This is a genomic window from Corynebacterium hesseae, assembly GCF_037850265.1.
In the GTDB taxonomy this organism is placed as follows: Bacteria; Actinomycetota; Actinomycetes; order Mycobacteriales; family Mycobacteriaceae; genus Corynebacterium; species Corynebacterium hesseae.
In genome coordinates, this window is record NZ_CP137211.1 from 1729558 (window position 1) to 1754446 (window position 24889).

At 63.0% G+C, this 24889-nt stretch carries 25 protein-coding genes and 1 riboswitch; of the genes, 8 read left to right on the plus strand and 17 right to left on the minus strand.

Annotated elements, in window-relative coordinates; all coding sequences use genetic code 11:
* Window positions 1–9 precede the first annotated feature (9 nt).
* From pyrH to rpsB, 3 genes are all read right to left on the minus strand, one after another.
* Window positions 10–747: a UMP kinase gene (gene pyrH, locus R3O64_RS08095; protein WP_070533165.1), complete on the minus strand. Its 738-nt coding sequence runs from the start codon at window positions 745–747 to the stop codon at window positions 10–12.
* Window positions 748–991: 244 nt separating this feature from the next.
* Entirely contained in the window at window positions 992–1804 is an 813-nt protein-coding gene (gene tsf, locus R3O64_RS08100; protein WP_070533167.1) for a translation elongation factor Ts, read from the minus strand.
* A gap of 254 nt (window positions 1805–2058) precedes the next feature.
* Window positions 2059–2886: a 30S ribosomal protein S2 gene (gene rpsB / locus R3O64_RS08105; protein WP_070533169.1), complete on the minus strand. Its 828-nt coding sequence runs from the start codon at window positions 2884–2886 to the stop codon at window positions 2059–2061.
* Between the two features lie 393 nt (window positions 2887–3279).
* On the opposite strand from rpsB, the gene R3O64_RS08110 reads away from it, so the two are divergent.
* Window positions 3280–3786, plus strand: coding sequence for a M23 family metallopeptidase (locus R3O64_RS08110; RefSeq protein ID WP_070686156.1), 507 nt, complete (start codon window positions 3280–3282; stop codon window positions 3784–3786).
* Here the strand turns inward: R3O64_RS08110 and R3O64_RS08115 are convergent.
* From R3O64_RS08115 to rplS, 9 genes are all read right to left on the minus strand, one after another.
* Window positions 3749–4660, minus strand: a complete 912-nt coding sequence (locus tag R3O64_RS08115; protein WP_070562821.1) for a tyrosine recombinase XerC — start codon at window positions 4658–4660, stop codon at window positions 3749–3751. The two genes, R3O64_RS08110 and R3O64_RS08115, sit on opposite strands and share 38 nt — an antisense overlap.
* A gap of 15 nt (window positions 4661–4675) precedes the next feature.
* A complete protein-coding gene (gene dprA / locus R3O64_RS08120) occupies window positions 4676–5854 on the minus strand; it encodes a DNA-processing protein DprA (protein WP_070533175.1) in 1179 nt (392 codons plus the stop codon).
* Window positions 5851–7374 carry a YifB family Mg chelatase-like AAA ATPase gene (locus tag R3O64_RS08125; RefSeq protein WP_070562816.1) on the minus strand — a complete coding sequence of 508 codons (1524 nt, stop codon included), beginning with the start codon at window positions 7372–7374 and terminating at the stop codon, window positions 5851–5853. The genes dprA and R3O64_RS08125 overlap by 4 nt, the downstream gene beginning before the upstream one ends.
* Window positions 7361–7798: a YraN family protein gene (locus tag R3O64_RS08130; RefSeq protein ID WP_193633942.1), complete on the minus strand. Its 438-nt coding sequence runs from the start codon at window positions 7796–7798 to the stop codon at window positions 7361–7363. Before R3O64_RS08130 ends, R3O64_RS08125 begins: the two co-directional genes overlap by 14 nt.
* Before the next feature lie 221 nt (window positions 7799–8019).
* Window positions 8020–8325 (minus strand): DUF2469 domain-containing protein, encoded by a 306-nt coding sequence (locus R3O64_RS08135; protein ID WP_005528899.1) that lies wholly within the window; start codon window positions 8323–8325, stop codon window positions 8020–8022.
* A gap of 87 nt (window positions 8326–8412) precedes the next feature.
* Window positions 8413–9063, minus strand: coding sequence for a ribonuclease HII (locus R3O64_RS08140; protein WP_339017552.1), 651 nt, complete (start codon window positions 9061–9063; stop codon window positions 8413–8415).
* A complete protein-coding gene (lepB, locus tag R3O64_RS08145; protein ID WP_193629157.1) occupies window positions 9060–9761 on the minus strand; it encodes a signal peptidase I in 702 nt (233 codons plus the stop codon). Before lepB (R3O64_RS08145) ends, R3O64_RS08140 begins: the two co-directional genes overlap by 4 nt.
* Entirely contained in the window at window positions 9739–10434 is a 696-nt protein-coding gene (gene lepB / locus R3O64_RS08150; RefSeq protein ID WP_227485687.1) for a signal peptidase I, read from the minus strand. Before lepB (R3O64_RS08150) ends, lepB (R3O64_RS08145) begins: the two co-directional genes overlap by 23 nt.
* A gap of 228 nt (window positions 10435–10662) precedes the next feature.
* Entirely contained in the window at window positions 10663–11007 is a 345-nt protein-coding gene (rplS, locus tag R3O64_RS08155) for a 50S ribosomal protein L19 (RefSeq protein ID WP_070533187.1), read from the minus strand.
* Between the two features lie 173 nt (window positions 11008–11180).
* A riboswitch (TPP riboswitch) is annotated at window positions 11181–11295 on the plus strand.
* On the opposite strand from rplS, the gene thiC reads away from it, so the two are divergent.
* The 6 genes from thiC (at window position 11291) to R3O64_RS08185 (ending at window position 16943) form a co-directional block, all read left to right on the plus strand.
* The gene (gene thiC, locus R3O64_RS08160) at window positions 11291–13093 is read left to right on the plus strand and encodes a phosphomethylpyrimidine synthase ThiC (protein WP_070533188.1); all 1803 of its coding nucleotides are present in this window, start codon (window positions 11291–11293) and stop codon (window positions 13091–13093) included. (Overlaps the previous riboswitch by 5 nt.)
* Window positions 13086–13736 carry a thiamine phosphate synthase gene (locus R3O64_RS08165; protein ID WP_339016641.1) on the plus strand — a complete coding sequence of 217 codons (651 nt, stop codon included), beginning with the start codon at window positions 13086–13088 and terminating at the stop codon, window positions 13734–13736. The genes thiC and R3O64_RS08165 overlap by 8 nt, the downstream gene beginning before the upstream one ends.
* Entirely contained in the window at window positions 13733–14878 is a 1146-nt protein-coding gene (gene thiO / locus R3O64_RS08170; RefSeq protein WP_339016643.1) for a glycine oxidase ThiO, read from the plus strand. Before R3O64_RS08165 ends, thiO begins: the two co-directional genes overlap by 4 nt.
* The gene (gene thiS / locus R3O64_RS08175; RefSeq protein ID WP_144675197.1) at window positions 14875–15072 is read left to right on the plus strand and encodes a sulfur carrier protein ThiS; all 198 of its coding nucleotides are present in this window, start codon (window positions 14875–14877) and stop codon (window positions 15070–15072) included. Before thiO ends, thiS begins: the two co-directional genes overlap by 4 nt.
* Window positions 15073–15079: 7 nt before the next feature.
* Window positions 15080–15859 (plus strand): thiazole synthase, encoded by a 780-nt coding sequence (locus R3O64_RS08180; protein WP_339016646.1) that lies wholly within the window; start codon window positions 15080–15082, stop codon window positions 15857–15859.
* A 25-nt stretch (window positions 15860–15884) separates the two neighbouring features.
* Window positions 15885–16943 (plus strand): ThiF family adenylyltransferase, encoded by a 1059-nt coding sequence (locus R3O64_RS08185; RefSeq protein ID WP_339016647.1) that lies wholly within the window; start codon window positions 15885–15887, stop codon window positions 16941–16943.
* Here R3O64_RS08185 and R3O64_RS08190 read toward each other — a convergent pair.
* Window positions 16940–19129: a YhgE/Pip domain-containing protein gene (locus tag R3O64_RS08190; RefSeq protein WP_339016649.1), complete on the minus strand. Its 2190-nt coding sequence runs from the start codon at window positions 19127–19129 to the stop codon at window positions 16940–16942. The two genes, R3O64_RS08185 and R3O64_RS08190, sit on opposite strands and share 4 nt — an antisense overlap.
* A gap of 332 nt (window positions 19130–19461) precedes the next feature.
* On the opposite strand from R3O64_RS08190, the gene R3O64_RS08195 reads away from it, so the two are divergent.
* A complete protein-coding gene (locus R3O64_RS08195; protein WP_339016651.1) occupies window positions 19462–20598 on the plus strand; it encodes an HNH endonuclease signature motif containing protein in 1137 nt (378 codons plus the stop codon).
* Between the two features lie 215 nt (window positions 20599–20813).
* On the opposite strand, the gene R3O64_RS08200 is transcribed toward R3O64_RS08195, so the two are convergent.
* The 4 genes from R3O64_RS08200 to rimM are packed head-to-tail and all read right to left on the minus strand — an operon-like array spanning window position 20814 to window position 24867.
* Window positions 20814–23117 (minus strand): Tex family protein, encoded by a 2304-nt coding sequence (locus R3O64_RS08200; RefSeq protein ID WP_339016653.1) that lies wholly within the window; start codon window positions 23115–23117, stop codon window positions 20814–20816.
* Between the two features lie 40 nt (window positions 23118–23157).
* Window positions 23158–23526: a hypothetical protein gene (locus R3O64_RS08205; RefSeq protein ID WP_339016655.1), complete on the minus strand. Its 369-nt coding sequence runs from the start codon at window positions 23524–23526 to the stop codon at window positions 23158–23160.
* Between the two features lies 1 nt (window position 23527).
* Window positions 23528–24370, minus strand: a complete 843-nt coding sequence (gene trmD / locus R3O64_RS08210) for a tRNA (guanosine(37)-N1)-methyltransferase TrmD (protein WP_070562779.1) — start codon at window positions 24368–24370, stop codon at window positions 23528–23530.
* Complete coding sequence (gene rimM, locus R3O64_RS08215; RefSeq protein WP_339016657.1) at window positions 24367–24867, minus strand: ribosome maturation factor RimM; 501 nt, start codon at window positions 24865–24867, stop codon at window positions 24367–24369. The genes trmD and rimM overlap by 4 nt, the downstream gene beginning before the upstream one ends.
* Window positions 24868–24889 lie beyond the last annotated feature (22 nt).

Genomic DNA, 24889 nt, shown 5'->3' on the forward strand with positions numbered 1-24889 from the left:
CCGTTTGTACTAAGACTGGACCAGCGTGCCGATCTTCTCGCCGTTCACGGCGCGCTTGATATTGCCCTCAGTAAGGAGGTTGAAGACCAGAATCGGCATATTATTATCCATGCACAGGCTGAACGCCGTAGCATCAGCCACCTTGAGGTTCTTCTCGATGACCTCGCGCGGGGTGATCTCGGAGTAGAGCTCCGCGTCCGGATTCGTGCGCGGGTCGGCGGAATAGACGCCGTCGACAGCCTTGGCCAGGAAGAGGACTTCTGCACCAATCTCCAGCGCGCGCTGCGCTGCGGTGGTGTCGGTGGAGAAGTACGGCATGCCCATGCCGGCGCCAAAGATAACCACGCGCCCCTTTTCTAGGTGGCGGTCGGCGCGCAGCGGCAGATACGGCTCCGCAATCTGTGCCATGTTGATGGACGTCTGCACACGGCAGTCGATGCCCTGCTGCTTGAGGAAGTCCTGCAGCGCCAGGGAGTTCATGACTGTACCCAGCATGCCCATGTAGTCGGAGCGAGCGCGGTCCATACCGCGCTGGGACAGCTCCGCTCCGCGGAAGAAGTTACCGCCACCGATAACGACGGCAATCTCAGTTCCTTGTTCGGCCACCTCGGCGATTTGGCGGGCGACGTTTTCTACAACATCAGGATCGATGCCGACCTTGCCACCGCCGAACATCTCACCGCCCAGCTTCAGCATGACTCGCTTGTATCCGGTTCGCTTCGGTTCAGGGTTAGTCACGGTCTTCATCGTCTCCTTCACGCATGGCGACGCTTCAGTTAAGCGCACGAATAATTCCGTTCCATCTTAACCATAGGAAGCCGCTCTTATATATTCAGCTGCGCACAACCCCCACCCTAAGGGGCGGCAGAAAACAGCAAACTCCCTCCCCCGCTTCTTCCCCACCGGCCAGGCGGCCACAGGGATGAAGAGGAGGAGGGAGAAACCGCAGCTACGGAGCAATACTCCCTAGCTACGAAAGCTCTAGTAAAGCTTAAGCGCCAACCTCGTAGCGGATGAAACCGGTGATGGTGGTGCCGGCCTCGTCTGCGACCTGCTTGACGGTCTTCTTGGAGTCAGACAGAGCTGCCTGCTCAAGCAGAACCACAGACTTGTAGAAGCCATTGAGACGGCCTTCCACGATCTTCGGCAGGGCTGCCTCCGGCTTGCCCTCCTCGCGGGTGGTAGCCTCAGCGATCTCGCGCTCCTTCTCAACGACCTCAGCCGGAACGTCCTCGCGGGTGAGGTACTCGGCGTTCATAGCCGCAATCTGCAGTGCCACTGCGTGAGCGCCTTCTGCGTTGCCCTCGTAGGAAACCAGGACACCCACTGCCGGCGGCAGGTCAGCGGAACGCTGGTGCAGGTAGACAGCAACGTTGTCGCCCTCGATGGTGACTGCGCGGCGGGCCTGCAGCTTCTCGCCGGTCTTTGCGGACTCTTCGTCAACGATCTCAGAGACCTTCTTGCCGTCGATCTCCAGGTTGTTGAGCTCCTCACCGGAGTTGACCTTGGCCTCACCGGCAGCCTCAGCGATCTTGGTGGCAAAAGCCTTGAAAGCCTCGTTCTTAGCCACGAAGTCGGTCTCACAGTTGATCTCGACCATCGTGTTGCCGGAAACGGCGATCAGGCCCTCGGTGGCCTCACGCTCGGCGCGCTTGGACACGTTCTTTGCGCCCTTGATGCGCAGGTACTCAACGGCCTTGTCGTAGTCACCCTGGGACTCTTCGAGAGCCTTCTTGCAATCGAGCATGCCGGAGCCGGTGGCCTCACGCAATGCCTTTACGTCTGCAGCAGTGTAATTCGCCATAGTTGGAGCGATCCTCCTTGGAATTGAACGGTATTCGTTGAAACAGCGTAGCGGAATCACTACCACCACGTCGCGTTGAGGGGGTGCTAGTTTTTCGCCAGCTCCCCCAGCGAAGAATCTGAAGACCTTCAGCGTGGTGTTTTCAACCCTTTAATGTGCCACGCGTCTTAGCACGCTAAGAAAACACGTGAGAAAAAGCCCCCATCGCCGCGGACACTGTGGGCCGTGCGGTACGGGGGCTTAAGGTGTGCAGATTACTCTGCGGACTTCTCAGCGTCCTCAGACTTCTCTGCGGAAGCCGGATCAGACGCAGCGGCGGCCTCAGCGGCGTCGCGGGCGTCCTTCTCAGCGCTGTCGCCGGCGGCCTCCTTGGCCTGAGCCAGCTGGCGCTCCTCGCGAGCCTTCTTGCCCTCTTCCACAGCGGTGGCGATGATACCGGAGAGCAGCTTGGTAGCGCGGATGGCGTCGTCGTTACCCGGAATCGGGAAGTCAACCTCATCCGGATCACAGTTGGTGTCCAGGATGGCGACGACCGGGATGTTAAGCTTCTGAGCTTCCTTGACCGCGATGTGCTCCTTGTTGGTGTCAACGATCCACAGTGCGGACGGAGCCTTGGTCATGTCGGAGATACCGCCCAGGACGCGCTCCAGCTTGGTGCGCTCACGGGTCAGCATCAGAACTTCCTTCTTGGTGCGGCCCTTGTAGCCGTCCTCAGCCGCATCCATAGCCTGCAGCTCCTTCATGCGCTTCAGGCGCTTGGAGACAGTCTGGAAGTTGGTGAGCATACCGCCGAGCCAGCGGTGGTTAACGTAGGGCATTCCCACGCGGGTTGCCTCTTCAGCAACGGCTTCCTGAGCCTGCTTCTTGGTACCAACGAAGAGGATGGTGCCGCCGTGTGCGACGGTTTCCTTAACGAACTCGAAGGCCTCATCGATGTAGGTCAGCGTCTGCTGCAGGTCGATGATGTAGATGCCGTTACGGTCGGTGAAGATGAAGCGCTTCATCTTCGGGTTCCAGCGACGGGTCTGGTGACCGAAGTGGACGCCAGCGTCGAGGAGCTCGCGCATGGTTACGACTGCCATGTTTCGCTCGCTTTCTATATGTTGTTTCGGTTTTGCAAAAATTGTGCGGTGTTTTATTCCGCACCCTAGCAACGAAGGCCCTGGTCAACACCCCACTATTGCGGGGACCACGTCAACCACAGACTGCCTCTTCCTTAACCCAGGAAGCGGCTGCTTCGCCGCGCGTAGTCAATCCATGCACCAGCCTTTAGGCCTGAGCACAGACTGCTGTGGGCTAGCTTAGTACTGCACACACGGTGATTCCAAACGACGGGCTTGTTTTATCTCAGCAGGATTGTTGATGACTCTACGGTCTTCTCCCCTGCCGCAACAGTGGCCTCTTCTTTAACAGGTTATCCACAACAGCGGCTGCGCCTCTTCTCTGAAGTGGCGTCAGCGCGCAGGCTTGGAGGCATGCGTCACCGTCTTCTTTATGTATCCGTCTTGCTGTGTGCTTGGGCCGCGCTTGTCGACGTCCCCCTAGCCGCCGCTTACGTCGACCCCACCACCGGGGAACCCGTTGCTTCGCGTGTTTTGCGCGGCTTCGAGCCTCCCGAAAAGCGCTGGATGGCGGGCCACCGCGGTGTCGATCTAGACCTGCCTGTCGGCGGGGTGGTCCTCGCGGCCGGCGATGGCGTCGTATACTTCGCCGGTTCGATCGCGGGCAAACCGGCCCTATCAATTGCTCATGGAAACGGCCTGCGCACGACCTATCAACCAGTGTTTGCGAGAGTCAAGAAAGGTGACCGGGTACAGGAAGGAGACGTGATTGGCACCCTCGCTCCGTCCGTGGACGGCTATCCGGGACTGCATTGGGGCGCGATTGAAGGACGCGAGGATTACATCAATCCGCTGGATTTGCTTGGGGAACCTGTCATTCGCCTCAAGCCCGTGGGTGGGCGCGGGCGTAGACGTCCTTAAGCCGCTGGGCGGAGACGTGCGTGTAGACCTGCGTGGTCTGTAATGAAGAGTGCCCGAGCAGCTCCTGGACAATACGCAAATCCGCTCCGCCCTCGAGCAGATGCGTTGCCGCCGAGTGACGCAATCCGTGCGGGGTCAAACCCGGCGTTCCCGTCACTTGCGCGGCGCGCTCGACAACACGGCGGACTTGGCGGGGGTCGATACGCCCGCCGCGGGTCCCCACGAACACCGCGTCCGTATCACCCGCAAGCTGGGGACGGCCCGTTTCCAACCAGGCACAAAGCGCATCGTGAGCTGCATCCCCGAACGGGACGACGCGCTGTTTATTGCCCTTACCTGTGACGCGGGCAGTACGCCGGGACACATCGATATCCCCGATGTTGAGACCGACGAGCTCAGCCACGCGCGCACCGGTGGCGTAGAGGAATTCGAGCATGGCACTATCACGCAGGAAATGGATCTCATCGGCGGAGACGGCATTGCCCATCAGCTCCCCCGCCGCTGAAGGCGACATCACCGTCGGCAAGTGTTTGCCCACCTTTGGCGTGGCCAAACGCTGCGCCACATCAGTTTTTAAATAGCCTTCACGCGCAGCCCATGTGGAAAAAGCACGCACCGCGGCGGTGCGGCGCGCCAGTGTGGAGCGGGACTTGCCCTCGGAAACGGCGTGGGCCAACCATTCGCGCAGGGAATTCAGTGTGAACGCTGAGAAGTCCGGAACCTCCGTCGCCAGCAAGCGCAGGTCGGAGCAATAGCCGCGAACGGTCGCATCGGAACGGCCGCGGACGATGCGCTGGAATTCCGCGAAGTCTTCGATCGCCTCGTCCAGCTGTCCGCCCACGTGCCGCTCACCGTTACCACTTGCACCACTCATGTCTCATGAGTGTACTCAGGTGCGCTGCCACATCGCCCCCGAGCGAGTAATCACCCCCATCTTCTGCATCGCCACGAGAAGGTGAATGGTCAACGCCACCCGCATTCCCGCGGCCGCCGCGATGTCCTCAGCGCTCGCGCCTTCCTCCGCGCTTTCCGGTGGAGTGGAGTCATACACCCGAAGCTCATTGCGGGACAGGCGCTGCACAGCAGTCGGCTGAAACTCGAGCTCATACTGTCCCACCACATCTACCTCTCCTGCTTTGCCGACCAACCCCCGAACTTCATCCGCAGACGCCACCAATTGGGCCCGCCCATCCTGAATTCGTTGATGACACCCCAAGGAACCAGATGTCGTAATAGGCCCCGGTACGGCCATGGCAACCCTGCCCAGCGCTTCCGCCCAATTCAGCGTGTTAAGAGCACCAGAGCGGAACCCCGCTTCAACCACCACAGTGCCACTCGTCATCGCCGCCACGAGACGGTTGCGGGATAAGAAGCGGAATCGCTGCGGCCGCGTGCCCGGCGCGAACTCAGACACGATGCATCCTTTCTCGGCGATTCTGTCAAAGAGCTTCGCATTTCGCGCTGGGTAAGAGATATCGATGCCGCAGGCCGCCACAGCGACGGTCAGTCCGCCCGCATCGAGGGCCGCTTCATGGACCGCCGTATCAACGCCTACCGCTCCGCCGGACACCGCTGTCCATTGATGAGCCGCAAGGCCACCCGCTAAGAGTGACGCAGCCTCCCAGCCATACCTGCTCACCGCGCGCGTGCCCACGAGGGCCACAGATTGAGATACCACTTCGCGCAGGTTTCCACCGCGTACCCACAGACTGTGCGGTGGTACTGCTTGGTCATCAAACGTTGCCGGGGCATCAACCACCCCTTGGTGATAGAAACCGAAGGCACGGGAGAACTCTTCCCCGGGCCACTCAGCGTCCGCGGGCGTAATGAGCCGAGCGCCTTCCGCTTCCGCTACAGCCAAGTCTTCGTCTTGCCGCAGCCACTCACGCCGCGAAGCCGTGGCTTGCCGCAAGGGCCCAATCCAATCCTCTCCTTTGTAGATTCCCCGAGCAATCTCCTCAGCCGAGTATTGGGTCAACAGCCCGTGAAGAGTTGGTGAAGGACCCTCCACCACGCGATTGAGATAGGCCCACGTATGCCGGCTACTCGATAGATTGAGCTCACTCATGCCGCCAGCCTTTCGATCGTCCCAGCCCCGCGGAGATCCAGCGCCCGGCTGACGTGCTCGAGCTCAGGGCGAGATGAGCCGTCGAGGTCTGCCAGCGTCCAGGCTAGGCGCAGAACACGGTCGACCCCGCGCTGGCTCAGCTCCCCTTCCGCCAGGTAGGCGGCGAGCATGATCATCGCAGACTCCGCTGCTGGGCGGTGGCGCCGCAAATATGAAGCCGGAACTGCTCCATTGACCACGCTTCCCAACCCGTCGCCCTCCCAGCGCGCCTTCATGCGTTCCCGGGCTGCGGCCACGCGCTGAGCGATGACCTCAGAGGTCTCTTCACCTTCCGCTTGGAGCACCGCTGATTGCCCCGACAGGGACACGATGATGTCGAGGCGGTCCCGCAGCGGCCCCGACAGATTGGATAAGTAATTCATCCTGTCTGATACTCGGCACTCGCAACGCGCCGGTTCTTCGGCTCCACACCGGCAGGGATTTGCAGCCAGCACTAGTTGGAATTGGGCGGGGAAGATAACCTCCCGGCTCGCCCGCGTCAGGCGCACCTGTCCTTCTTCCAAGGGGGCGCGCAAACTATCGAGTACCTGCGCAGGCACCTCACTGACCTCGTCGAGGAAGAGCACGCCATGGTGCGCCAAGCTCACTGCTCCTGGCCGTGGGCGCCCTGAGCCGCCACCGATCAGCGCGGCCCTCGTTACCGAAGCGTGCGGCGCAATGAACGGAGCCCGCGAGATAGCGGTGCCGACGGCTCCCGCCACCGAGTGGATGGCCGTGGCTTCCACTGCTTGCTCTGTGCTCAGGCGCGGCAGAATCCCCGGCAAGCGCGAGGCAATCATCGACTTACCGGAGCCGGGTGGCCCCACCATCATCACGTGGTGGCCGCCGGCAGCGGCAACTTCCGCCGCCCACTTGGCTTCCTTCTGGCCTGCCACTTCGCTGAAATCGGCGACTTGCTCGCACGCAGGCGCTGCCGCATGCGCAATGAGGTGCGCGTCCGGCAGGCAGTCACTCCCACACGCCCACGCAAAGGCATCCCACAGGGTTTCGGCCACGAGTACCGTGATGCCGGACACCAATGCTGCTTCCGCAGCGTTTCCCACCGGAATGATCAGGGTGTCATAGCCCTGTGAACGCGCAGCCAGAATGGCAGGGATGATGCCGGAGACCGGGCGTACCTGCCCGTCCAGACCCAGCTCGCCAAGGACTAGCGCCCCGCTAAGACGACTTTTCTCCGCCTGGCCTGCTCCTAGAATTGCCAAGGCCATCGGCAGATCAAAGTGCGCCCCTGCTTTAGGCAGCGAGGCCGGTGACATGGACACCACCACCTTCGTCTTGGGCCACGGCAAGTGCGAATTGCTTACCGCAGTACGGATGCGATCCCGCGACTCTGAGATTGCGGCATCCCCCAGCCCCACCACGTGAACCCCCGGCAGCCCGGGGCCAACGTTGGCCTCCACCGTGACCACCCGGGCCAGGACCCCATCCAGCGCTATCGTGTCGCACCTACCGAGAGCCATGATCGACTCCCTGGAAGTAGTCCACCTCAAACGCCTCCCCCGACTTCGCCCCGGTGGCTACCAGCCCGAGAACGTCGAAACGGACCTTGTTCAACGCCTGCCCTTCACTCCGCGCGGCGCTCAGCCACTGCGCGGCCGCCTTGCGCAGGCGCGCTAGCTTGCGTGGGGTTACCGCTTCCGCGACGCCGAAGTTGCGGTTTGCCCGAGTCTTTACTTCGCAAAAGACAATGGTCCCATCGGGTTCACGCACGACGAGATCGAGCTCGCCCACACGGTAGTGGACGTTCGCAGCGATGACCTGCGCCCCGCGCGCACGATAAAAGTCAGCGGCGAATTTCTCCCCCGCTTTTCCCAGTGCATCCGCCGGGCGGATGGTCTGGCCCACTGTCGGTGAATGCAAAGTGGTTGCTAGATTTCTTGTCACTATGGTGCTCCTTGGAATTGAACGTGTACACAACACGCCGCAAGCACGACACAAGACAATTCCCGTGCCGCACACCCCCTTACGGCACTTCCAGAACACCCCATTAACTGCGTTGTGGCGAGGACTTAATGCCTCGCCACCGCAAATCTGTGGATAACTAGTCCGGGGTCACCAACATGACGTTCCCCACCCACTTATATCTAGATCACTTACCTAGAGCTCTATTCCGGTAGGACAAAATCCGGCTTGTCCAACTCCTCAATATTGACGTCCTTGTAGGTGATTACACGGACGTAGCGCACAAAACGCGCCGAGCGGTACATATCCCAGACCCAAGCATCAGACATGCGGACCTCGTAGTAGACGTCCGGACCCGACGTATGCGGAATAAGCTCCACAGCGTTGGCCAGATAAAACCTACGTTCAGTCTCCACTACATAGGAGAATTGGCTGACCACATCGCGGTATTCGCGGTACAGCGACAGCTCGACTTCAGCCTCGTAGTTATCGAGTTCCTCAGCGCTCACGGTGTGCTTCTCCTTCGCTCACAATTACCCGGATTCACGGTGTCACAGAATCAGCACCAGCTTAGTTCCCGCGTCCTGAATAAGGCTTCAGGCGCGCGCGAGGAATCGCGCATGTGCGTCAGCTACATTGCGATAGCTCATGCGGTGCTCGGGAGTCGCCCCCAGCCGGGCGATAGCTTCCTGATGCACTGCCGTGCCATAACCCTTATGGCTTTCCAGGGCATATCCCGGGTACTGCTTGGCCAACTCCATCATCAGGTGATCACGGGATACCTTGGCTAGGACACTTGCCGCGGCGATGCATCGCGCGGCGGTATCCCCACCGATGATCGGCAGCTGCGGGGCGGGCAGGCCGGGGACGAAGAGGGCGTCGCTTAGCACGTAGCCCGGGCGGACCCCCAGTCGTGCCACCGCCCGGCGCATCCCCGACACATTCGCGTGTTGGATGCCAAAGGTATCGATGTCTTTCGCGTCCACGTGCACCACCGACCACGCTAGCGCGCGGCACTTGATCAGCGGCTCCAGTTTTTCCCGGGCCGCCGGCGTGAGTTTCTTCGAATCATCAAGCCGCTCCAAGCCGGGCAGGATGCGCTCCGGCAAGATGCACGCGGCAATGGTCACTGGCCCGCAGCATGCCCCGCGCCCAGCTTCATCCACCCCTGCAACTGGACCGAGCCCTGCCTTGGAGAGCGCGACCTCATAGGTTCTCTTCTGTTTCAGTCGGCGCATGGCGGTTATAACGGAATGTCGTCGATAGTTTGCGCGCGGCTGACCGGAACCACAACAGCGGCGACCTTGCCGCGCACGTTCTCGACAGGAACAGTGCCCTGCAGGTTATCCCCGAGGTGCGCGCGCGAATCCAAGGAGTTCGTGCGGTTATCCCCCATCACCCACAGATGGCCTTCCGGGACGGTAACGGGGCCGAAGTAGGCGCCGCCACAGGCTTGCGATCCCACGCGTTCATCAATCGGAATCTCCGGCGGATCCAGAACGAAGTCTTGGTTAGTGGGTTTGCCATCCACCATGACGGCCGGATCCCCTTCCCGACACGACACGGTCTGGCCGCCTGTAGCGATGACGCGTTTGACCAGGATGTTGTCGCCATTAGGCACCAACCCCACAACGGCGCCAATGTTTTGCAGTCCGCGCACCACTACATTGCGGGACCGCTTGACCTCAAAAGACGTGTTCCACGAATCCGGACCGGCAAAGACTACAACCTCTCCGGGGCGCGGATCGCTGAAGTAATAGCTCACCTTCTGCACGGCGATGCGGTCATTCGTGCACCCCGGGCAGCCATGCAGGGTGGGTTCCATGGAGGAAGACGGAATGAGATACAGCCTTCCCACACAAGCCTGAATCAGCGCCAGCACCACGAAGGTGAGTGCTAGCGCCGTGAGGACATCGCGCCCCCTAGGACTGGATGTCCGGGTCATCGACTCCACCGATACGGTTGAAGGGGAAGAAGATGAACATGACCTTGCCGCGGACGTTCTCCAGCGGGATCGTTCCTTGGTACTGATCCTGCATGTGATATCGCGAGTCCGCGGAGGCCGTGCGGTTATCTCCCATCACCCAGATATTGCCCTCAGGAACAGTCACGGGGCCAAAATACGCGCCGCCACAGGCGTAGGAACCGGTGGTCTCATCAACGCGATACGTCGGCGGGTCCTGCACATAGTCCTGTTCGATGGGCTTGCCATCCACCATGACCGCCGGATCACCCTCCTGGCAGGACACAGTCTGGCCACCGGTAGCAACAACACGCTTGACCAAGGTGTTCTCATCTGGCGGGGTGAGCGAAACGTAGCTCAGCGCATCCTGAATGCGGTGGATGACCGGGTTGTCGGAACGCGGCGATACCCAATTCCTGTCCCAGTCCGGCGTTCCTTTGAACACCACGACATCACCGGGCTCTGGGTTCTTGTCGCCGTAATAGGAGACCTTTTCGGTAAAAATGCGGTCATTATTGCAGCCTTCGCAGCCATGCAAGGTCGGCTCCATCGACCCTGATGGAATGACGTACTGCCGGCCCACAAAGTTTTGGAAAACACCAACGACCGCAAGCACGGAAACCACCACCAGTGCGGTCTCCAGCAACCAAGGCATCTGCTTCTTTTCCTCAGCTGGGGGTGCTGCGCTTTCCGACGCCTCTTTCCCCACGCCCTGGGAACCTTCAGTAATGTCGTTTTCTTTTTCCACGGGCTAAATCCTAGCAATGCGCGCCGACATCCCGGTATGCGGCTCGGCCGGAGGCTGCTGAAAGCACAAAGCCCTCCGCCTTACCCACAAGAATCGGTGGGAAGCGGAGGGCTGAGGGCTACAGAGCAGCTAGAACTAGCGGCGCTCCTTGATGCGGGCCTTCTTGCCGCGCAGGTCGCGCAGGTAGTACAGCTTGGCGCGGCGAACGCGGCCGCGGCGGACTACCTCGATGGAGGCAATGTTCGGGGAGTGAACCGGGAAGGTACGCTCAACGCCGATGCCGAAGGAAACCTTACGCACGGTGAAGGTCTCGCGGATGCCAGCGCCCTGACGGCGGATGCAGACACCCTTGAAGAGCTGGGTACGCTCGGTGGAGCCCTCGATCACCTTGACGTTGACGTCAAGGGTATCGCCCGGGCGGAAGGACGGGATATCGTCGCGCAGCGAAGCTGCATCAACCTTGTCAATGAGGTTTGCCATTGGTGTTTTCCTTTTCAGTTTAAGACAGAGGACCCTGGCGCCACCTCGCGGCGGCTGACCGGTTCGTGCCTATTACACAGAACATCGCTATCTTTCCACACCCCACCCCCGCAGAACAAATTGTGCCAAACGCCTGACATCTCCTCGTTGCGGGCTCTAAGGTGGGTGGCGCACTGATACCCCACGGGTGCCCACGGGAAGTGGGCTGAGAGTGGCGCTGATACCGCGCCTGCACCGTTTGAACCTGTCTGGTTAGCACCAGCGAAGGAAGAGAGGAGCAGCCATGACGGCTACCCATACCCCCATTCACAATTCTGACTCCGGCGAGATTCACCCCAAGCACTCCTACTCCCCCATCCGGGAGCACGGCCTCGAGGTACCCGAGACCGAGATTCAGTTGGATGATTCCCCTTCCGGCCCGAATGAACCTTTCCGCGTCTACCGCACCCGCGGCCCGGAGTGCGAGCCAGAGGTAGGTCTGCCGGCGCTACGCGCTGAGTGGATTGCGGAGCGCGGGGACGTCGACGAGTATGAGGGCCGCGCCCGCAACCTCGCCGATGATGGCCGCTCCGCCGAGCGCCGCGGTGCCGCTTCCCAGGAATGGAAGGGGGAGCGTCGCCAGCCGCTGCGCGCGAAGGAGGGCAAGCGCGTCACCCAGATGCATTACGCGCGCCAGGGCATCATCACCAAGGAGATGGAGTTCGTGGCCCTGCGCGAGCACTGCGACCCGGAGTTTGTGCGCTCCGAAATCGCGCGCGGCCGCGCCATCCTGCCCAATAACGTGAACCACCCGGAGTCGGAGCCGATGATCATCGGGCGGAAGTTCCTCACCAAGATCAACGCCAACATCGGCAACTCCGCGGTGACGTCCTCCATTGCGGAAGAGGTGTCGAAGCTGCGCTGGGCCACCCGCTGGGGCGCGGATACCGTCATGGATCTCTCCACCGGCGATGACATCCACACCACGCGCGAGTGGATCCTGCGCAACTCGCCGGTGCCCATCGGCACCGTGCCCATCTACCAGGCGCTGGAGAAGGTCAACGGCGTAGCTGAGGACCTGACGTGGGAGATTTTCCGCGATACCGTCATCGAGCAGTGCGAGCAGGGCGTGGACTACATGACCATCCACGCCGGCGTCCTGCTTCCGTATATCCCGCTGACCACGGACCGCGTCACCGGCATCGTCTCCCGCGGCGGCTCCATCATGGCGGGCTGGTGCCTGGCACACCACAAGGAGTCCTTCCTCTACGAGAACTTCGATGAGCTGTGTGAGATCTTCGCGCGCTACGACGTCGCCTTCTCCCTGGGCGATGGCCTGCGCCCCGGCTCGCTGGCGGATGCCAACGACACCGCCCAATTCGCTGAGCTCAAGACCATCGGTGAGCTCACCCGGCGCGCCTGGGAGTATGACGTCCAGGTCATGGTGGAAGGCCCGGGCCACGTCCCGCTCAACATGGTTCAGGAAAACAACGAGCTGGAGCAGGACTGGGCCTCGGATGCTCCCTTCTACACGCTGGGCCCGTTGGTCACCGATATTGCGCCGGGTTATGACCACATCACCTCTGCCATTGGCGCGGCGCACATCGCCATGGGAGGAACGGCCATGTTGTGCTACGTCACCCCGAAGGAGCACTTGGGGCTGCCCAACCGCGATGATGTCAAGACCGGCGTGATCACCTATAAGCTGGCCGCCCATGCGGCCGATGTGGCCAAGGGCCACCCAGGGGCACGCGCCTGGGATGATGCGATGAGCAAGGCCCGCTTCGAGTTCCGCTGGCACGATCAGTTCGCGCTTTCCCTCGACCCGGACACCGCGCAGGCCTACCACGATGAGACCCTGCCCGCGGAGCCGGCGAAGACCGCACATTTCTGTTCCATGTGCGGGCCGAAGTTCTGTTCCATGCGCATCAGCCAGGACATCCGGGATACCTTCTCCGATTCGCTAGGGATGCCAAGCTTCCCGGGTAAGGGAGCCATCGATCCGGAGGTCGTGGCAGCTGCCCGCGCGGGCGAGAAGCAGATGTCGGAGGAGTTCAAGGCCCAGGGCTCACAGCTCTATCAGGAAGAAGAGACCGCACATGCCTGATCTTCGCTGCTACTTCGTCACGGGCGCGGGCTCGCATGAGGACGTCGTGCGCATCGCTGCCGCAGCGGCGCGCGGCGGCGCCGGGGTGGTACAGGTGCGCTCCAAGCCGATTTCCGCCCGCGACCTCTTCCACTTGGGCCGTGACGTAGCCCGCACGGTGGCCGAGGCCAACCCAGAAACGCGCGTGCTTATCGACGACCGCGTCGACGTCGCCGCCGCCCTCCGCCACGCCGGCGAGCCGGTGCACGGCGTGCATATCGGCCAGGATGATCTGCCCGTGGCCGCTACCCGCGCGCTCCTCGGGCCGGACGCGATTATCGGGCTGACCACCGGCACGCGCGAGTTAGTCGAGGCCGCCAATGAGGTAGCAGACCTGATTGATTACATCGGCTGCGGCCCGTTCCGCGCCACGCCGACGAAGGACTCCGGCCGCACCCCGTTGGGACTTGATGCCTACCCGGATTTGGTGAAGCTCTCCCGCGTACCGCTCGTGGCCATCGGGGATGTCACCGCCGAGGATGCTGCCGATCTTGCGGCAACCGGCGTGGCCGGCCTAGCTGTCGTGCGCGGCATCATGCATGCCGATGACCCGGAAGCCTACTGCCGCAAGCTGCTGTCCGGCTTCGATGAAGGTACGCGATGAGTACTAGCTCTGATTCCTCAGTCATCGTCGTCGGTGCGGGTGTCATCGGCCTGGCCACCGCGGTGGAACTGGCCGCGCGGGGCCACGAGGTCACGGTGCTAGATCCGGCGCCAGCCTCCGGGGCTACCCACTTCGCCGGAGGCATGCTCGCCCCCGCCGCGGAGGTGGTCTACCAGCAGGATCCGCTCTTCCCGCTCATGCGCGCCTCCGGCGCGTGGTATCCGGGGCTCATCGATCTGGTCGCCGCACACACAGAGGTGCCCACCGGCTACCGTGCCGAGGGAACGCTCGTCGTCGCCGCCGATCGCGCGGATGCCCAGCACCTCACCGAGCTGGCCGAGTATCAATCCCTCCACGGCATGGCGGTCGAGCGCATCACCGTGCGTGAAGCCCGGCGCGCGGAACCATTGCTGTCCCCGCGTCTGGCCGGTGCCGTCAGCATCCCGGGCGACACGCAGGTCTTTCCCCGCCAATGGGCGGCTGCACTGCTGAGCGCGGCCCAAGGACTCGGCGTGCGTTTCTTCCGTACGGCGGCCCAATCGATTGATGTTGCAACGGGAGTGGTCACCACGGCCGTCGGCGACTTCGAAGCAGAACAGGTTGTGCTCGCAGCCGGACTAGGCGCGCGCGACATCGAGTGGGCTGACTCAGCTGGGCTTGAACAGTCCCCGCTGCACCTGCGCCCGGTGTACGGCGATATCCTGCGCCTGCGGGTTCCGGATCACCTGCAGCCGCTGCTGACCCGCGTGGTGCGCGGCTTCGTGGAGGACCGCCCCATCTACCTCATCCCGCGCGGCGATGGCACCCTCGCCATCGGCGCTACGACCCGCGAGGATTCCCTGTCCTCAGCGCAGGCCGGAGGCGTCTACGCACTGCTTCGCGACGCCATCCGTGTCCTCCCCGCCGTCGAAGAATGCGAGTTCCTCGAGGCCAGCGCGGGGGCTCGCCCCGGCACTCCGGATGACCTGCCCTACCTCGGCCGCGTCAGCGAGCGGCTCGTCATCTCTACCGGCTATTTCCGCCACGGCATCCTGCTCACGGCCCTGGCCGCGCGCTGTGCCCGCGAGCTCATCGAAGGAACCGATCCCAGCATCGATCTCGCAGCCTGTAACCCATTGCGACACCTCAAGGAGCAACAATGATCCTCATCCTCAACGGCCAGCCTTATGACACGGCGGCCGATACCGTCGCCCAGCTGCTGGAAGAAAAAGGCATCGCTCCTGACGGCACTGCGGTGGCCGTGGCCGAACAGGTCATCCCCCGCTCGCAATGGGAAACCACCCCACTCAACGAAGGCGCGGCCGTGGAAATCCTCACCGCAGTCCAAGGAGGCTAGAAGCTACATGCTCACTATCGCCGATACCACCTTTTCCTCCCACCTCATCATGGGCACCGGTGGCGCCACGAGCCACGAAGCCTTGGAACGCGCGCTCGTCGCCTCCGGGACCGAGCTGACCACCGTGGCCATGCGCCGCCACGCTGGCACTCGTGACGGTGAGAGCATCTTCGATCTGCTGCGCCGCCTGGACATCGCTCCACTGCCCAACACCGCCGGCTGCCGCACGGCCCGCGAGGCCGTCCTCACCGCCCGCATGGCCCGCGAGGCACTGGGCACAACGTGGGTCAAGGTCGAGGTCATCGCCGACGAACACACGCTGCTTCCCGACGTCCTCGAAACCCTCGACGCCACTGAGCTGCTCAGCGCCGAAGGTTTTACCGTGCTGGCCTATACCAGCGACGATCCCGTGACTGCCCAACGCCTCGAGGACGCTGGCGCCGCGGCCGTCATGCCGCTCGGCGCCCCCATCGGCACCGGTCTGGGCATCCTCAACCCGCACAACCTCGAGCTCATTTGTTCGCGCGCCTCTGTACCCGTACTTGTCGACGCCGGCATCGGCACCGCCTCCGACGCCGCCCTCGCCATGGAACTCGGTTGCTCCGGTGTCCTTCTCGCCAGCGCCGTCAACCGCTGCCAGAACCCGGAAGCCATGGCCACCGCCATGCGCCACGCCGTCAAAGCCGGCAGACTTGCCCGAAGTGCAGGGCGCATCCCGCAGCGCGAGCACGCCCAGGCTTCCTCCACCTTCGAAGGTCTGGCCAGCTGGGCGGACCAGGTCCTGTAGCCCACTTCCTAAAAGGACTGCCATCATGCTCAGTGAGACCGAACTTGCCCGGACCGCGCGCCAACGCCTCCTGCCCGGCTTCGGCGATGCGGCCCAAGAGCGGCTTCATGCCGCACACGTGCTCGTCGTGGGCGCCGGCGGGCTGGGCTGCCCGGCTATCCAACAGCTCGCCGCAGGAGGCATCGGGCGCATCACTCTTATTGATTCCGATTGCGTCGATATCAGCAACCTGCACAGACAGGTACTGTTTGGTGCGGGGGACGTCGGCAAGCCCAAGGCGGAAGTAGCCGCCGCGCGCGCCCGCGAGATTTCCCCCGAGCTCACCATCACCGCTCTTAAGGAACGCCTCGATTCCTCCAACGTTCTCGACCTGTGTTCCGAGGCTGACCTCGTCCTCGACGGCTCCGATACCTTCGACACGAAATACCTCGTCGCCGATGCCTGCGAGCTCACCTCTACCCCGCTGGCCTGGGGTACCGTGCTGCGCTACGGCGGGCAAGCCGCGCTGTGGCACTCTGGGAGAGACTGCGCAGATGGGCGCGGGGTGGGCCTGCGCGACCTCTTCCCCGCCCCGCCCAGCGGCGAGGCGCTCGAGTGCTCGACAGCCGGGGTGCTGGGCGCGACGACATCGGTGATCGCAGGGCTCATGGCCACCGCGGCGGTCGCCATGCTCGGCGCACTCCCAGATCATCGGGACATGGTAGGGCGCGTAACCTCCTACGACGCGCTCCCCGGTAGCTTCCGCACACTACGGGTGGGCGCCGATCCCGACCGCCCCCTCGTTACTGCTCTACCGGCCCGGCACACCCTGCCGCCGGAACTTATTACCGGCCGCGCTGCCCTCCTCGATATCTCCGAGGACCCGAACTTTCCTCGTGCCACGGTGTCGCTGCCCTGGCACACCGTCACCGATGACGATTCCGTGCGCCGAGCGCTATCAGCCTGCGGCTCCGAATTGGTCTACGTGGCCTGCCCCTCCGGCGGGCGCAGCGCGGGCTTTGTCCTGCGCTACGCCGATCTCGCCGCGGACATGGGCATCGAGCTGCGCAACCTGCCCGGCGGGCTCGCAGCACACGATTTCTAGGCGCCGGCCACCGCCGGCCTGCGGAAGAGGTGCTCGTCGAGGATGCGCGCGGTGCCATGGTGGCGGGCCCGGAAAATAACGCAGGAGGCCACCAACGCCAGGGCGGTCACGATGAACAGCACCGCGATTCCCGCCCAGAAGGTGCCATCGTGGATGCCGTCGGTAGCGCGGGTAAAGGCATTCTTTGCATAGGACATCGGATGGAAAGGATGCAGCAAACTCAGCGGCCGCGGAATAGCTGCCACCGGCCACACGCCGCCGAAGACCATGACGCCTAAGGCAAAAGCACCGACTGCGAAGACAGCACCAATCTTGCGACCAAAGGTTACGAGGAAGAACTGGTAGGTCGCCGCACCGACGGCGGCAATCGCTGCGATGACGAGCAGCATCATCGGCCAGCTGGCGGGGCTCCAGCCCATCGTGGAGGACATCAGCCCCATGAACGCCAAGACCAGGAAGTTCAGGCCCGCCACCACGCCGAAGGCCGCGAGGATGCCGCGCACCGGGCTCGTAACTGCCTCGCCGCGGCGGCCCAGGTAATACGGCAGCGTCATCGCCAGGAGCAGCATGACGAGGAAACCGAAGACCAGCACGAAGAGCAAAGAGGCGCCGCCCGTGATGTTCTTCTCGGTCGGGTCAACCGGGCTGACCACCGTCTGTACTGGGTGGAGGTTAGAGGAGGTGAAGTTGATGGGCACGGCCATGTTCTGCGCCGACGTATCCGGCTGGGTGATGGAGGGGGCTTTGGCGGCACCGTCGGCAAGCTTGGTGGCCAATGCATTGGAGCCGGCCTTGAGCTGGTCCATGCCGTCCTTGAGCTCCGTGCCGCCGGCAGCCAGCTGGCTCGTGCCGTCCTTCAGCGTGCCGGTGCCCTCATGCAGGCGGGATGCTCCGTCCTGCAGCTGAGCGGCACCGTTGCTCAGCTCGCCGACGCCTGCCCGCAACTGCTGCGATCCATCGGACAAGCGGTGCGCGCCGTCATTGAGCGCCATCATGCCGCCCAGGTACTCCGAATTGGGATCGGACAGGTTGTAGTAGAGCTGGCCGGTGCCGGCGGAAAGCTTCTCCAGTTGCGCCACCATGTTTCCGCTGGCGGCCGGGTCGAGCTTGGACACCAGGGAATAGAGTTGATCGGCTTGTTGGTGCATGCCGAGGCCGCGGAGAACGTCGACAAGCTGCAGCAGCGCCGGGGCCACAACCTGCGCCTGCTTGAGCATCGGGATGAGCATCCCGGTGAGCTGATTGACACCGCCATCGATCTGACCCGCGCCATCCGCCAGGCGGCCGGTGCCGGCGAGTAGTTTGTCGGAGCCGTCGGCAAGCTGGGCGGTGCCATCATCCAGCTGCGCCGCACCACCGCTCAAGCGCCCCACGCCCTCGTTGAGACGAGTCGTGCCGTCCAGCAGCTGGCCCGTACCGTTGTTGAGATCGCCCGCACCGGCGTCCAGCTTGGCGATTCCCTCGACCGCTCGCCCGCCGCCTTCCTGCAGCTTGCCCGCACCCTCGTCGAGCCGGCCCGCGCCCTCGGCTGCGGTTCCCAGGCCATCGCTGAGTTTATTCAGCCCCTCGATGACCTGATCGGCATACTTCTTGGAAATCGCATTCTCCACGCTGGTCTGCACCTGCGGGATGAGGCTGGAGGAAATCACCGAACCATTCGTGCCGTAGTAATCATTGGTGGCGAAGTGAATCTCCGGCTTGACCGGCTTATCGCTGATGATGGTGACGGCCTGCTCCGAGAAGTTCTTCGGGATGGTCACGACCATGAGGTACTTGCCCTTGAGCAGCCCCTCATCACCGTCCGCCTTGTTGACCTCGGCAAAGTTCAGGTACTGCGTCTCCATCAGGCCTTCCACGACCTGATCACCGTAGTTGGTGTAGGTGCCCTGCTTCTCGACGCCCGCATCCTCATTCACCACCGCCAAGTCAATGTTGCGCATGTACTTGGAGGGGTCCCACATGGCCCACATCATGGTGCCGGCGATAACGATGGGTGCGACGAGGAGAAAGACGATGAGCACGCGCGACAAGGTACTGGTGGGGCGCCAATCGAGGACGCGGTGCCACCCCATGGCCTCGCTGTCGTGGCGTGCCGCGTTTTGAGTAGCCACGCTCCCCTCACTCACCGGGCCGGGCGAAGCGCTATTCGCGCGTACTTCCCAGTTGGATTCAGCCTCACGGCTCATGTCCGCCTCCTTAGCGTGATGGTTGAGGTCCGCTTTTATTCGTTTATCCAGCCTTTTAAGCTAGGCACGCAAACGTGAGCGAGGCCACTAGTTCATTTGTTTCAACAAACATACCACCGAATAAGTTGGCATTGTGAACTTATAACCATTCGTCATGTTGTGCCGCGCTGCGCACCGCCTGAGTCACATCACCCCGCACTCCCCTGTGACGGGCAAGCGAGTGCATTCGAATCGGGCTTTCATCCGGCAAGCCCCTGTCCTTTACTGTCTGTAGGCAGGGCGTTTCTTTCTCCGGTTGCGGGATGGGCTAACCCGCTTTATTCTCTGTGCCCATGGGGGATATAGAAACCTACATCCGCCTTCGCAACTCGGGGATTGCGCTGGTGGAAGCAGCAACCAGCACACCCGAAAGCTTGCGCGCGCTGGGCGCCTCACACGGCGATGCGGCGGAGCTGGCGTCGCTTCATGCCATCTATTTCGGCGAAACCCGCTTCACCGGCAAGCAGCGCACCGCCCGCCAGGCGGCCCAACGCCAAGGCCACGACCTGGCCACGCTGAGCCTGATTGAGTCTTACACCGCGAAGCTGAAGAAGCAGGTTGACGTCTGGAATTTGCGCGTCGCGCTCGTCTCCGTGCCCTCGGAACGGGTGCCTTCAGTGGCGGCACAACGCTTGAAGGAACTCAAACCGAAACGCGTGCCGTCGCCAGGGGTGCGGCTGACCTACCGCAAGAACGGCCCGCACTCGCTCACGGTGACTGATTCTGCGCTCAACATCTCCACCATGCGCAGCACCCTGGAATCCATTAACCCCACCGACCTCCTAGACGCCACCCGCCAGGTCTTCTTCAAAGAGGGCGTAGGCTCCCGGCCGGCGGTGGGAACAAACGTGGTGGTGACACTCGACGAACTCGACAAGATCATCCGCCACGACGGCGATGACATCGAACTCGAGCTCACCAACGGCGGGCGCATGAGCGGCGCGGAGTTTCTGACCTACAAATTCGCCGAGACAGGCTACGCCACACTGGTCCACCCCACCATCGGCCCGGTGTGGCTGCACCGGCTTTCGCGCTTTGCCAGCCTCGAGCAGCGCATCATGGCCAGCGCGGAGCACCCCACCTGCGCGATCGAAGACTGCAACAAGCCAGCCGATTACTGCCAAGTCCACCACATCATCCCATGGCAAGCGGGCGGAGAAACCAATCCTCCCAACCTCACCATGCTGTGTGCCTACCACAATGGCATTAACGACGATGACCCTACGAGCCCAACCGGCAGAGGTTATGTCTTTCGGCTGAAGGGACCGGTTGACTACATCCCGCCCTGGGGAACGCCGATTACCGCGCAGCCGGCCTACCAAGAGGCCTTGAACCGACAGGCCACGAGCCCGACGCGAACCCCTCCAAGCCAACCACCCGTTCCACCGGACATACACCCATCGCCACCCAGCACTGCGCCGCCCGGATAATCTTCGCGGCAGCGTAGCCGTGCACGTCCACACGCCGGACTCAGCTCGGCACCACGCGGAAACCTCAACGTTCATGAGGCCTTCCGCGCCTTCGGCGATCGCTCCACTCCACGGGCTTGTCCAACCCACTGTCCGTACAGAAGAAGCCACTGAAAACTCACGAACCCCCAACCGTTTGAACAGTCAGGGGTTTGTGGCGCACAACTAGGCGAGCTTTAGAAGCCGGCCTTCTTGAGGGCATCGGCCATCGAACCACCGCCGCCGCGGTCCGAGCGGCCACGCCCACCGTCGCGGCGGGAGTTGCGACGGTCGGAGCGGCCGCCGCGGCCCTCGGAACGCCCACCGCCGTTGCGGCGCTTGGGGGCGGGCTGGCCGGGCTCGTCGTCAAGCCGCAGCGACAAGCCAATGCGCTGGCGCTCCACGTCTACCTCCATGACCTTCACCTTCACCATCTGGCCCGAGCGGACCACATCGTGCGGATCAGAGACGAACTTGTGGCTCATGGCGGAGACGTGGACGAGGCCATCCTGGTGCACGCCCACGTCGATGAACGCGCCAAAGGCCGCAACATTGGTCACGGTGCCCTCCAGAATCATCCCCGGCTTCAAGTCCGAGACCTTGTCCACACCTTCCTTGAAGGTAGCCGTCTTGAACTCCGGGCGCGGGTCGCGGCCCGGCTTATCCAGCTCCGCGATGATATCCGTCACCGTCGGCACACCGAAGGTATCGTCAGCAAAGTCCGCCGGCGACAGCTTCGTCAACACTCGCGAATTGCCGATGAGCTCCGAAACCCCCAGACCGGTCTTCTCCGCAATGCGCGCCACCACCGGGTAGGCCTCCGGGTGCACTGCCGAAGCATCGAGCGGATCCTTGCCACCATTGATGCGCAAGAAGCCCGCGGACTGCTCAAAAGCCTTCGGGCCCAAGCGCGGCACCTTCTTCAGCTCCTTGCGCGAGGCAAACGTGCCGTTCTCATCGCGATACGCCACGATGTTGGCCGCAATCGTGGAATTCACGCCGGCCACGCGCTCCAGCAGCGGGGCGGACGCCGTGTTCAGGTCCACGCCGACGCCGTTGACGGCATCTTCCACCACGCCATCGAGGGTGCGGGCGAGCGCGACCTGGTTGACGTCGTGCTGGTACTGCCCCACGCCAATCGCCTTCGGGTCAATCTTCACCAGCTCCGCCAGCGGGTCCTGGAGGCGGCGCGCGATCGAAACGGCGCCGCGCAGGGAGACGTCCATGTCAGGGAATTCATCGGCCGCCAACTGGGAGGCCGAATACACCGACGCGCCAGCCTCGGAAACCACCACCGGCGTGGGGCGAGCACCGCCGGCCTGCGCGATGAGGTCGGCGACCTCACCCGCCAGCTTCTCCGTCTCACGCGATGCGGTTCCGTTGCCGATCGCCATGAGGTCCACCGAATGGGCAGCGCTTAGCGACGCCAACTCCCTCACCGCCTCAGCCCACTTCTGCTGCGGCTGGTGCGGATAGACAATCGTGGTGGCCAGGACCTTGCCCGTCGGGTCAACGACCGCGCACTTGACGCCATTGCGGTATCCCGGGTCTAGGCCCAGCGTCGCGCGCTGGCCGGCCGGGGCGGCCAGAAGAACGTCGCGCAGGTTTGTCGCGAAGACCTTGAGCGCGCCTTCCTCCGCCTTCTCTTTCAGGCGCATGCGCACGTCCAGACCGGAAGAGATGGAAAGCTTGGTGCGCCAGCCCCAGTGGACGGCGTCGGCAAGCCAGCGAGAGGTAGACACGTCCAGGTCGAAGCGGTCTGCGATCATTCCCTCGTACATGGCGTCATCGCCGGCGTCGAGGTTGAGATGCAGAACGCCCTCGCTTTCGCCGCGCAGCAGCGCCAAAATGCGGTGCGAGGGGAGCTTCTCGAAAGGCTCAGAGAACTCGAAGTAGTCCTTGAACTTCGCGCCCTCGGTTTCCTTACCCTCGACCACGCCAGCGTTCATGGAACCGCTGGTGTACATGCGCTCGCGCACCTCGCCCACCAGATCCGCATCCAGTGCGAAGCGGTCCACCAGAATAGCGCGGGCGCCGTCGAGGGCCTTCTTCGTTTCCTCGAAACCTTCGGTGAGATACTCCCCCGCCAGCTCGGTCGGGTCCGCCGAGGGGTCCTCGATGAGCTTGTCCGTCAGCGGCTCCAGCCCTGCCTCGCGCGCGATATCCGCCTTGGTCTTGCGGCGCTTCTTATACGGCAGGTACAGATCCTCCAGGCGCGCCTTGGTCTCGCAGCCCTGGATCAGTGCGCGCAGCTCATCGGTGAGCTTGCCCTGTTCCTCAATCGCGGCGAGCACCGTTTCCTTGCGCTCTTCCAGCTCGCGCAGGTACGTCGAGCGTTCCTCGATGATACGCAGCTGGGAGTCATCCAGCCCGCCGGTGGCTTCCTTGCGGTAACGGGCAATAAACGGGACGGTATTGCCCTCCGCCATGAGTTTCAGGGCGGCGTCAACGTGTGCTTCTTTAACACCCAGCTCTCCGGCGATGGTGGCTGCGATATTCACAAAACCTCTTTTTGGTCGGGGACTAAAAGACCTTCCTACCCTATACCCCACCCTGCCACGCACAGGAAGTACCCAACCCAAACTCGGTGTGGCCGATTTCGGAGGTGCCGTACCACAGCGTGTGCGGCGGCAAGCAGTCCGCGACGGCCGCGGTGACTTTGGTCAACGGCAGCTCAGAGGAGCCGTTGACGATGACCCTCCACACATGCTCACCCACCGGCGGCTGGCCGTGTTTATCCATGTACTCGTTGACCAGGATATTGTCGGGCTCGCAGGTAAAGGAGATGATCTCTGCGTTGATATCGAGCGGCTCGACGCCGCCTTCGCGCAAACGCTGCGGCATATCTTTGAGAACCTTGTCCCATTCGGTTTCGGTCATAAGTATTGACAAGTCAGTACTGATGTCCATCTCATTCCTCCTTCAAGGATTCCACGTACGCGCGGTCGGCATCGCTCAGGTCCGCCGCGTCCAGCAGCTCCGGGCGGCGCTTCCACGTCCGGGCCAGCGACTGCTCGCGGCGCCACCGGTCCACCTTGGCATGATCCCCGGAAGTCAGTACATCCGGAACTGCCAGGCCGCGCCACTCTCGCGGTTTGGTGTAGCTAGGACCTTCCAGCAAGCCATCGGAGAAAGAGTCCTCCTCGTGCGAGCGCCGGTTCCCCAACACGCCTGGGATGAGGCGCACCACCGCTTCAGCAATGACCAGCACGGCGACCTCTCCGCCGATGAGCACGTAATCGCCGATGGACACCTCGCGCACGCGGTAGCGCTGCGCGGCATCCTCGACGACGCGCTGATCGATGCCCTCGTAGCGCCCACACGCAAAGACAATGTGTTCCTCGTTAGACCAGGCTTGCGCGTCGGCCTGAGTAAAGGGCGTTCCGGCAGGTGTCGGCACGATGAGCAGCGGCTTATCCGAACCCTCGCTTTCACCATAGGAGCGCGCCTCGACGCCATGGATATCGTCGTGGCGCGGCTTGCTCAGGTGCGGCAGCGCGCTTTGGAGGTCCTGGGTGGAGGCGGTGCCGGAGGAGACGTCGTCAAGCGCCGGCCCCCACACCTCAGGCTTCATGACCATTCCTGGGCCGCCCCCGTAGGGTGAGTCATCGACGGATTTGTGCACGTCGGTGGCCCACTGGCGCAGATCGTGCACGCCCACCGCGAGCTTTCCCTGCTCGATGGCCTTGCCCAGCAGCGCGTGGCGCAGCGGGTCGAGGTACTCCGGAAAAATGGTGAGAACGTCTATCCTCATAGGTCGAGCAACCCCTCCGGCGGGGTGATGGTGCAGGTCCCGGCCTCCAGATCGACTTCGGGCACGATCTGCTCAACAAAGGGGACCAACGCCTCTTTGCCACCGGTGAGCGTGATTTCCAGGAGGGACTGCGTAGGACCGTGCGTCACGCCGGTCACCTCGCCTACCTCTTTGCCATCGAGGAGAACGCGCAGACCTTCCAGTTCGTGGTCATAGAAGCCGTCATCCTCGGGATCATCCAAAGGTTCGGCGAAGAACTGGGTGCCGCGCAGGGAATCTGCGGCCGTGCGGTCCGGGATTTCCTTGAAGGTGATGAGCAGGCGCCCCTTATGAGCGCGCACCGCCGTGATGGTGAGCTCGTGTTCCTTCTTGCCTTGTTTGCCGTGGAGAACCTCGCCGACGGCGAAACGGGTCTCGGGGGAATCGGTGGTCACCTCGACGGAGACCTCGCCTTTAATGCCGTGGGATTTCACCACGCGACCAATGAGTAGTTCCATGACTGCTAGCTTAACGGGCTAC